This is a genomic window from Kitasatospora sp. NPDC057198 (assembly GCF_042670125.1).
GTDB lineage: Bacteria > Actinomycetota > Actinomycetes > Streptomycetales > Streptomycetaceae > Kitasatospora.
In genome coordinates this window covers 1-9133 of the sequence record NZ_JBHUWH010000326.1, presented here as the reverse complement: position 1 = coordinate 9133, position 9133 = coordinate 1, and the positions used below count along the sequence as shown (strand labels likewise).

The window sequence follows — 9133 nt, the reverse complement described above, 5'->3', positions numbered from 1 at the left end:
GCCGGTGCAGCGGGCCCGGTGCACCGCCAGTTCGGTCAGGTCCGCGCCGGGGAGGGCGAGGGCCCGGTCGAAGTCGGCCAGCGCGAGGTCGGGCCGGCCGCCGGCCCGGTGCGCGATGCCCCGGTTGAGCAGCACGTCGGGGTCGTCGCCGACCAGGTCGAGCAGCGCGGTCAGGTCGGCGACGGCGGCCGGCGGGCGGCCCTGCTCGTGGTGGACGACGGCCCGGTTGAGCAGCGCGGCCGGGTACTCGGGGTCGCGGGCGAGGGCCGCGTCCAGCGCGTCGAGGGCCGCGGTGAGGTCGCCGCGCTGGAGGGCGACGGTGCCGCGCATGCACAGCAGCCGCGGGTCCTCGGGGCGCAGTTCCAGGCCGGCCGCCACGTCCGCCTCGGCGGCGTCGAACTCCTCTTCCTCCAGCAGGAGTTCGGCTCGGGCCAGCCGGGTGTCGAGGTCGTCGGGCTCCATCTCCAGGGTGTACCCGAAGTCGGCCAGCGCGCCCTTGGTGTCGCCCGCCTCGGCCCTGGCGGTGCCCCGGTTGTAGTACAGCTCGGGGAAGGGCGGCGCGAGTTCCACCGCGCGGTCGTAGTCGGCCAGCGCGGCGTCGAAGTCGCCCCGGGCGCGGTGGATCCGGGCCCGTTCGGAGAGGTAGTCGGTGTAGTACGGGTCGAGGTCGACCAGGGTGGTGTAGTCCGCGTACGCCTCGTCCAGCCGGTCGGTGGCGGTGAGCAACCGGGCCCGGTTGTACAGCAGTTGGGAGCGGTGCAGGCGCCACTGGTCCTCGGTCAGCCGGGCGTCCAGCCGGGCGATGCAGGACTCCACCAGGGACAGCGCGCGGTCCAGGTTGCCGCGGTGCATCTCGACCAGGGCCAGGCCGTTGTCGTGGAAGACGCTGAAGGTGAGCCGCTCGGCCTCGTCGGGCAGGATGCTCGCGATCGCGGCCGCGTTGTTCTGCCAGCGCAGCGCCAGGTCGTGGTCGCGCGGGCGCAGGAAGCGGGTGTGCAGCATCGCGATCGAGTAGCTGGTCATCATGTGGACCTTGGGGTCCGTGAAGCGCTGGATGACGTCGAGGTACAGCTCCATCGACTGCCCGGTGCGGCCCAGCGGGATGCAGGCCGCGGCCGCCTGCTGGGTGAACTCCCAGAAGTCGTGCGGGTGTTCGTCGGGGTCGGTGACGGCCCGGCCGCGCAGTCCGAGGTCGATCACCGCGGCCGAGAAGCCCACCTCGACGCAGTACCGCTGGGCCGCCAGCAGCGCCTGCCGCCCGGCCCCGCCCGGGTCGCCGCCGTGTTCGCGGTGGTGCGCCAGCGCCCCGACCAGCTGCGCCGGGCCGACCCCGGCGCGTTCCAGTTCCTCGGCCCGCCGGTCGTGCAGCCGGGCCCGCAGCTCCGGCGCGGCCTCCCGGTAGGCGCGCAGTTCGACCGGGTCGTCGGAGGTGCAGTCGCCGCGCACGTACGCCCGGACGGCCGCCTCGCCGCCGTATCCGGGCCGGTGCGCGGCGGTGCCGTGCTCCTCGGCCGGTTCGGCGTACCGGCGCAGCGCGGCGTCCAGTTCGGCGGGCAGCTCGCCCGGCCCGGTGCGGACGGTGACCCGCAGCAGGGCGGGGTCGGCCCGGCGCAGCAGCAGGGCGAGCAGTTCCTGGGTGGTCGGTTCGGCGTGCTCGACCTGGGTGAGCACCAGGTGCGGCGGCGGGTCGCCGGCCGTACGCAGCCGGCGGGCGTGCTCGACCAGGAAGGTGACCACGCCCTGGCTCATGCAGCGGATCATCCCGGAGCCGAAGAACCGGGTGCGCTCCCGGTAGGAGGAGTCGTGCGCCAGGGTGCGCGGCGCGGGGCCGATCAGGTCGGCCGACTCGGGCATCCCGTACAGCAGTTCCACCCGGTGGAAGTCGACCAGTTCGGGCCACCGGCGGACGGCCTCGGGCAGCAGGGCGCGCAGCACGGTGTCCACCCCGGTGTACGGCCCGCGCAGCCGCCGGTGGCAGCGGGCGGTGATCGTGCGGTCCGCGTCCGACACAGTGTCCGGTGCGATGTCCGGCGCGGCGGTTGTCGGGAGCGGGCCGGTGATCCAGCGGTGAGCGGCCATCTGCGGGTTCACCCTTCCTGGGAGACGAGTGGGGCGGGGCGTTGTTCGCGGCGCTTGCGGCGGGCGAGCACGATCAGCGCGACGACCTGGGCCGCGTTCAGCAGCAGCGAGAGCGCGGAGTCCCAGAAGTGGGCGTCGACCCGGCCGGAGCCGAGCGCGCGGGCGGCGATCCGCAGGTACTCCAGGGTGACGGGGACGCTGGCGAACACGGTGATCGCGGCCAGGGTGCAGAAGCCGAGCAGGATGAACGGGCCGTAGAAGGCGCCGACCCTGCGGTCCTGGGCGGTCCACCGGCTCTCGTCGACCTGCCGCCCGGGTCGGCCGAGCCACCGCCAGATCCGGTTGCGCAGCCCGGCCTTGGCCGCCTCGTGCAGGTCGTAGCAGCCCAGCGCGGTGGCGAAGACGTAGTACAGGTCGGTGCGCAGGTAGAGCTGGAACTGCCAGCCGATCCGCATCACCACGGTGAAGCCGAGCGCCAGGCAGAGCCGGCCCGCGGTGGAGAAGGAGCCGTCGGCGTGCCGTCCGGCCAGCGCGGCCAGGTCGAGGCCGGCCAGCACCACGGCGTCGCACAGCATGCCCGCCAGGAACGGCAGGTAGCGCTTGCGGCGCTCCACGCTGAGCAGTCCGTTGGTCTCGGTCTCGGCGACGATGTACGTCAGCCGGTTGCTCAGCCGCAGTTTGGTCGGCAGGCCGAGCCGGCGCCCGGCCAGGATGTGGAAGCCCTCGTGCGCCAGCAGCAGCGGCACCTGGCCGAAGGTGATCACCAGTTGGACCACCAGCAGCGACTTCACGAAGAAGATCTGCGAGGGGTCGGGCCGCAGCCCGTCGTACCGGGTCAGCGCCAGCAGCCACAGCAGCACCGCGGCCAGGTAGCAGGCCCAGGCGGGGGCGGAGAAGGCCGCCCGGCCCAGCCGGCGGAACCGGACCGGCGCGGCGGGCTCGGCCCGCTCGTCCCCGGCGTCCCGGACGAAGCCGAGTTCGCGGATGGTGTCGAGGAAGTCCTCGACGTCCACCGGTTCCTCGAAGGTCTGCTCGTACCAGTCGGCGGCCGCGTCCAGCGGCATTCCCTCGGTGAGCCGGCGGAGCAGCTGGGCGCCGTCGGCCGGGAACACCGCGTACGAACCGGTGTCCAGTCGGCCGACCAGCACCTCGTCGCCCTCGGGGACGAAACTCAGCTCGTGCAGCGCGATGGTGGATTCGTTCACGGCGCTCCCAGAAGTATCGGGCGTTTCACGGAACGCGGAATTCCGACCGGCCGCCCGGACGGTTTTTCCGGAATTCCCCGGACGTGCCGGGCCGGGCCCGGGCGGACGGGGCGTTCCGGCCCGCCCGGACCCGGCTCACGGGGTCACCGTCAGGCGGCCGCGTGGTACGGGCACTGACAGGCGGCCGAGGTCAGACGGACGTCGCCGGTCCGACGGACGGTGATCTTCTTCGCGGTCTTCTTGAGGGCAGCGGTCGACTTCACGAGAACCTCCCTGCTCGCGGTTGCGCCCGGCCGGACGGCCGGGCGGGAGCAACCCTGCCGCCCGTGAACATGACACGTCAATAGCGCGGCCGTGAACCACGATGAACGGCGTAGGACGCATTCTCCGGCGCACTCGGCTGACCTGGTGCGCTCCGCCGACGGAACATTTCCCCGCAGGAAGAATGAGCGGAAAATCCCCCCGGAATCAGAGTGGTGGACCTCCACCGGAGAGGCCCCACGGAATTCCCGGGAAAATACCCGACCCGTGGGACGGGTGGTGCGGGAGCGACCCGACCGGCTCACCGGTACTACGATCTGCTCGCCCCGGCGCCGCCGCCGGCCCGGCCGACCACGCCCCAGGGAGCCCTCGATGGCCGTCGAACTGACCCTTCCGCTCGCCGACGACCCGGCCGCGGCCGCCCGCGCGGCCAAGCTCCGCGAACTGGACAACGGCGCCTTCCTGTGGACCGCCGTCCGCGAGCCGCACGCCGTCCACCACCGCACCACCGACCGGCTGCTCGGCCACCCGGACGCCCCCGACGACGACTCCGCCGCCAGCCTGCTGCTGCGCGCCCTGCACCTGTGCTTCGACGCCCACCTGCCGCTGAGCCTGAGCCCCGACCTGCTCTGGTACGCGGTGGTGCACGAGGTCGCCACCCACGTCCGGCTGAACGCCGACGGCTACGCCGGGGTGTTCACCGACACCCCCGGCAAGAAGCAGACCATCACCGTCCGGGACGACGCACTGCTCGGCGGCGCCGACTGGCAGCGCTCGCTGCACCTGGTGCAGGGGCCGCTGCGGGCCCGGATCGGCGACGAGGTCGCCGACCTGTTCCAGCCCGCCTTCTCCACCACCACCCCGGTGGAGGCGTCCGCCGTCCTGATCGCCCTGATGGACGTGGTCAGCCCGTACTACGACTTCCGCTGGATCACCATATGCGGCATCCCGCGCGTCCGGCTGGAGGGCACCGCGCAGGACTGGCGGCTGCTGGCCTCCCGGGCGCGCGGGCTGGAGGAGTGGTTCGAGGGACTGCGGCCGTGGCTGCGCAGGCTGCACCCGGTGCTGGACGAGATCGCCGCCACCGCGGCCGGCGGCCCGGTCGACCAGGAGTTCTGGGGCTCGATCTACAAGTGGCGCTCCTACTCCGGCGGTTCGGACGTCACCGGCTGGATCACCCGGTTCTTCGCCCACCGCTACGACCGGGACGGCGCCGCCCCGGCCACCGCCGACCGGATCGAGGACGGGCACTTCCCCGCCCACCTGTCCGTCGTCCCGTTCGAGTGGGAACTGGCGGGCCGCACCCGCCGGATGGCCTTCGTCGGCGGTGTCCTGGGCATCGAGCGCGACGGCGAGTGGGTCCGCCCCCGGCTGGGCTCCGCCGTCCTCGAACTCACCGCCCCGCCGCTGCCGGAGGACTGGACCCTCGACGACGTCCGCGCCGCCGCCGGCCGCACCGACGTCACCCTGTACCCGGGCGAGCAGGTCGAGGGCTTCGGCGCCGACGGCCGGCGGCTGCCGGTCACCCGCGCCCTGGTCTTCGCCCCGCCGGAGGCCGTCCCCTGCCCGGCCCTGCTGGAGGCCGACGGGCTCTGGTACCTCGCCGACTACATCGACCCCGAGTTCGTGGCCGACCGCCCGACCGGCACCACCCTCGCCGAGGCGCTCCGGTCGCTCCCGCGCTGACGGCCCTTGGCGTCCGCCGCGCACCCCTGGATGATGGGCCCCACCACACCGTTCGCGAGGAGCCACCGATGAGCACGAGGCCGCTGCTGAACCGCAGTCTGGCGGGCATGGGGACGACGATCTTCGCCGAGATGTCCGCCCTGGCCACCGCCACCGGCTCGATCAACCTCGGCCAGGGCTTCCCCGACACCGACGGCCCCCGCGAGATCTCCGAGGCCGCCGCCCGCGCCGTGCTGGACGGCCGCGGCAACCAGTACCCGCCCGGCCCCGGCGTCCCCGAACTGCGCACCGCGATCGCCGAGCACCAGCAGCGCTTCTACGGCCTGACGTACGACCCCGACACCGAGGTGCTGGTCACCGCCGGCGCCACCGAGGCGATCGCCGCCGCCCTGCTGGCCCTGCTGGAGCCCGGCGACGAGGTGATCGCCTTCGAACCGTTCTACGACTCGTACGCCGCCTGCATCGCGATGGCCGACGCCAGGCGCGTCCCGCTGACCCTGCGCGCGCCCGCCTTCCGCCCGGACCTGGACGAGCTGCGCGCCCTGATCACCCCGCGCACCCGGCTGCTGCTCGTCAACACCCCGCACAACCCGACCGGCACCGTCCTCACCCCCGAGGAACTCGCCGCCGTCGCCGAACTCGCCGTCGAGCACGACCTGCTGGTCGTCACCGACGAGGTCTACGAGCACCTGGTCTTCACCGGCGCCCACCACCCGCTGGCCGCCCTGCCCGGCATGCGCGAACGCACCGTCTCGATCTCCTCGGCCGGCAAGACCTTCTCCTTCACCGGCTGGAAGGTCGGCTGGATCACCGGCACCCCCGAACTGGTGGCCGCCGTCCGCACCGCCAAGCAGTACCTCACCTACGTCAGCGCCGGCCCGTTCCAGTACGCCGTCGCCGAGGCACTGCGGCTGCCCGACGACTACTACGCCGACTTCCGCGCCGACCTGCGCCGCAAGCGCGACCTGCTCACCGCGGGCCTGGCCGCCGCCGGGTTCCGGGTCTTCGAACCCCAGGGCACCTACTTCGTCACCACCGACATCACCCCGCTCGGCGAGAAGGACGGCGTCGAGTTCTGCCGCACCCTGCCCGAACGCTGCGGCGTGGTCGCCATCCCCAACGCGGTCTTCTACGACGACGCCGAGGCCGGCCGGGCCCAGGTCCGCTTCGCCTTCTGCAAGAGGGTCCCGGTGATCGAGGAGGCCGTCACCCGGCTGGGTACCCTGCGCGCGGGCTGACCCGGGCCCCGGGCCGGGACCAGTCCGGGTCGGGGACCTGCGGCGGGTCCGGGCGGGGGCCGTAGAAGTGGTCGTGCACGCCGAGGAGGAACCCGTAGAGCGCCCCCTCGTCGGCGAACTGGAACCCGGTGAGCGACAGCCAGTCCCCGGTCGAAGCGGGCTGCCGCTCCAGCAGGTACCGCAGGCTCTCCCGGAGCCGGTCCGCGAACGCGCTCCCGTCGGTCGCGGCCGGCTTGAAGTCGCCGATCCCGTGCACGGTGTCGACCCGGAAGCAGGCCCGGTAGAACCTGCGGAGCCGCTCGTCCTCCGACCACCCCGGCACCTGCCGGAAGCTCCACCGCAGCGGCGGCACGTTCACCACCGGGTCACACCGGGGCCACCGGCATCGCGTCGAAGCCGTCGAACAGGTAGGCGTAGACCTGTCCGAGGAAGGCCGTCAGCTCCCGCTCGCCGGGGAACGGGACGTAGGTGAGCGCGTACCACTGCGCCACCGTCAGCGGGCGGGCGCGGATCAGGTGCAGCAGGCCGGCCCGGATCACCTCCCGGTAGTCCGGCCAGGCCGCGTCGAAGGTCGCGCGCAGCTCGGCGAGATCGTCGACCGCCTCGACGCCCAGCGCCCCGGCGCAGAAGTGCACGAACCGGCGGTCCACCCCCGGCACGTCCAGCCCCAGCTCGGCCAGGTCGACCTTGGTCGGGTCGATGCGGCCCCCGGGGTACGGGTAGACCGTGGTGTTCCACAGGTCGTCCTCGTCCACCGGCCCTGTCGTCCCGACGCCCTCGGCGGGCCGGTAGACGCCGTACAGCAGCCCGAGGGTCAGGAAGTCCGCGTAGACGTAGTTGACCTCCCCGTCCGCCGTGTACGGCTCGCGCGGGTCGATCGCGATCGCGGTCGCCTTGCCCGCGCACTCCAGGAACGGCCCGTAGACCTCCTCGAACGGCAGGATCGGCGAGAGGTCGTGGTTCTCCAGCGCCGCCGTCCGCAGCGCGTCCTCGGCCCGGTACAGGGCGTCCTCGGAGTCGAAGCGGCTGGCCCAGGGCCCGCTGCGGGGCGGGAGTTCGTCACGGAGCGGCATGGTGCGGCGGTTTCCTTCCGGGGGCGGAGGGGCGGTCAGGACCAGAGCAGGTCGACCCAGTCGGGCGGCGGGGCCTCCGGGTCGGGCGGCACCGGCGGCTCCGGCCGGTCGCCGAAGAGGTGGTCGAAGACACCCCGCAGGTAACCGTACAGACGCGCCTCGTCCGTGAAGGCGACCCCGGTCAGCCGGGACCAGTCGATGACGTCGCACGGCCGCTCCCGCAGCAGGTACTCGAACGCCTCCCGCAGGTGCTGCCCGAACACCGACCCCGCCCGCCTCGTGTCCGCCCGGTACCCGGGCAGGTCCCGGACGAACTCGTGCGACAGGGCGTACCGGAAGAACGCCTCGACCCGTGGGTCGGTGGCGTGGTGCGGGAGGTCGGACGGCCGGAAGCTCACGGATTCCTCGCCGGATCGGGTTCCGGGAACATGGTGGACAGCTTGTACCCCCCATGATTGTCGGGCTTGAAGTAGGCGAACATCTTCGCCCCCCGGAAGTCGACCGGTTTGTAGTTCACCTTGCCGTTCGCGTCGACGGGGTCGGCCGGGTCCACGTAGAACCCGCGCAGCCTCTCGTGGTGGTCGCCGTCCTTGCCCCACGCGTCCTCCAGGCTGAACCGGATCGGTTGCGGACCCGACACCGACGGGTCCAGCAGGCTCCGCGCATGCTGCTCCGCGTACATGAACGCCTCGTCCTCGCCCGGCTTGAAGCCGGTGGAGAAGTCGCCGCACGAGTGCCGCTCGGTCGGGTTCTCCGCGTCCCGGTACAGCGCGTCGCCCTGCAGCCGCTTCTGCGGGTCGGGGCCGTGCAGCGGGTCGATCTTGTTCCGGGTCTGGATGTAGCCGCCCGCCGAGCGGTGGTACGTGGGCGTCCCGTCCCGCATGAACGGTGCCACGGGCGTGCCCAGCCGGGCCTTCAGCATGTCGTCCGTGGCGTCGAGGTGCCGCTGCGGTCCGTGGCCCTGCTTGCGCAGGCCGGCGATCCGGGTGGCGACCCGGCGCTTGTACTGGTCCCGCAGGCCCTCCTCCCCGAGGACCGACTGGCCGAGCTTCACCTCGACCTTGTCCTTGTCCCGCGCGTGGTGCCTGAGGTTCTTGCGGATCGACTCCTCGGCCGCGTCCAGGTTCTTCCTGGTGATCTCCAGGCCGTGCCCGATCGAGCGGTGGCCGCCCGCCATCGCCTTGCTCATGTCCTTGATCATGGAGTCGAGCACCGGGCGCACCGCCCGCTGCACGATCTGCCCGAGCCGGCCCTTGCCGAGCAGCTTGCCCCGAGTGCGGGCGTCCAGGTTGCGGCCGTGCTGCTCAACCCGGTCGGCGTGCGCGTGCGCCTGGTCGGCGGCCCTGCCCAGGGCCTCCGGGTCGATCCGGAACCCGCCGCTCACCGGGCCCCCGCTCCGAGCGCCGCCTCGACGCCCTTGAACACCAGGCCGGAGACGGCCTGCTCGATCGCGGCCTGGAAGGGCTCCACCGCCATCGACACCAGTTCGCCGATGATCACGTCCTCGATCTCCTGGATGACGGCGTTGACGATCCGCTTCCCGGCCTCGACGATCGCGGCCTCGGCCGCCGCGGCGACTCCCAGGGTGGCC

At 73.0% G+C, this 9133-nt stretch carries 8 protein-coding genes and 1 pseudogene; 2 read left to right on the top strand and 7 right to left on the bottom strand.

The window, feature by feature from the left end; translation table 11 throughout:
• Both ACFUEL_RS28610 and ACFUEL_RS28605 read right to left on the bottom strand, forming a co-directional pair.
• Nucleotides 1-2079: tetratricopeptide repeat protein (locus ACFUEL_RS28610; RefSeq protein ID WP_380239656.1), on the bottom strand; the 2079-nt coding region annotated here is incomplete at its 3' end.
• Between the two features lie 8 nt (nt 2080-2087).
• Nucleotides 2088-3284 (bottom strand): hypothetical protein, encoded by a 1197-nt coding sequence (locus ACFUEL_RS28605; protein ID WP_380239655.1) that lies wholly within the window; start codon nt 3282-3284, stop codon nt 2088-2090.
• Between the two features lie 633 nt (nt 3285-3917).
• Here ACFUEL_RS28605 and ACFUEL_RS28600 point away from each other — a divergent pair.
• Together ACFUEL_RS28600 and ACFUEL_RS28595 are read left to right on the top strand one after the other, a co-directional pair.
• The gene (locus ACFUEL_RS28600; RefSeq protein WP_380239654.1) at nt 3918-5231 is read left to right on the top strand and encodes a DUF4419 domain-containing protein; all 1314 of its coding nucleotides are present in this window, start codon (nt 3918-3920) and stop codon (nt 5229-5231) included.
• Between the two features lie 68 nt (nt 5232-5299).
• A complete protein-coding gene (locus ACFUEL_RS28595) occupies nt 5300-6469 on the top strand; it encodes a pyridoxal phosphate-dependent aminotransferase (protein ID WP_380239653.1) in 1170 nt (389 codons plus the stop codon).
• On the opposite strand, the gene ACFUEL_RS28590 is transcribed toward ACFUEL_RS28595, so the two are convergent.
• From ACFUEL_RS28590 to ACFUEL_RS28570, 5 genes and pseudogenes are all read right to left on the bottom strand, one after another.
• Nucleotides 6438-6830 (bottom strand): hypothetical protein, encoded by a 393-nt coding sequence (locus ACFUEL_RS28590; protein ID WP_380239652.1) that lies wholly within the window; start codon nt 6828-6830, stop codon nt 6438-6440. The two genes, ACFUEL_RS28595 and ACFUEL_RS28590, sit on opposite strands and share 32 nt — an antisense overlap.
• 4 nt (nt 6831-6834) lie before the next feature.
• On the bottom strand, nt 6835-7542 hold the full coding sequence (locus ACFUEL_RS28585; protein WP_380239651.1) for a hypothetical protein: 708 nt from the start codon (nt 7540-7542) through the stop codon (nt 6835-6837).
• Between the two features lie 35 nt (nt 7543-7577).
• Nucleotides 7578-7940 carry a hypothetical protein gene (locus tag ACFUEL_RS28580; RefSeq protein WP_380239650.1) on the bottom strand — a complete coding sequence of 121 codons (363 nt, stop codon included), beginning with the start codon at nt 7938-7940 and terminating at the stop codon, nt 7578-7580.
• Nucleotides 7937-8926, bottom strand: coding sequence for a hypothetical protein (locus ACFUEL_RS28575; protein WP_380239649.1), 990 nt, complete (start codon nt 8924-8926; stop codon nt 7937-7939). Before ACFUEL_RS28575 ends, ACFUEL_RS28580 begins: the two co-directional genes overlap by 4 nt.
• A pseudogene (locus tag ACFUEL_RS28570) lies at nt 8923-9133 on the bottom strand (hypothetical protein); the annotation flags it as partial. The pseudogene ACFUEL_RS28570 and the gene ACFUEL_RS28575, both read right to left, overlap by 4 nt.

Coding starts and splice junctions, on each gene's coding strand:
- ACFUEL_RS28585 (WP_380239651.1), bottom strand. CDS start 7,542: ATGCCGCTCCGTGACGAACTCCCGCCCCGCAGCGGGCCCTGGGCCAGC.
- ACFUEL_RS28600 (WP_380239654.1), top strand. CDS start 3,918: ATGGCCGTCGAACTGACCCTTCCGCTCGCCGACGACCCGGCCGCGGCC.
- ACFUEL_RS28595 (WP_380239653.1), top strand. CDS start 5,300: ATGAGCACGAGGCCGCTGCTGAACCGCAGTCTGGCGGGCATGGGGACG.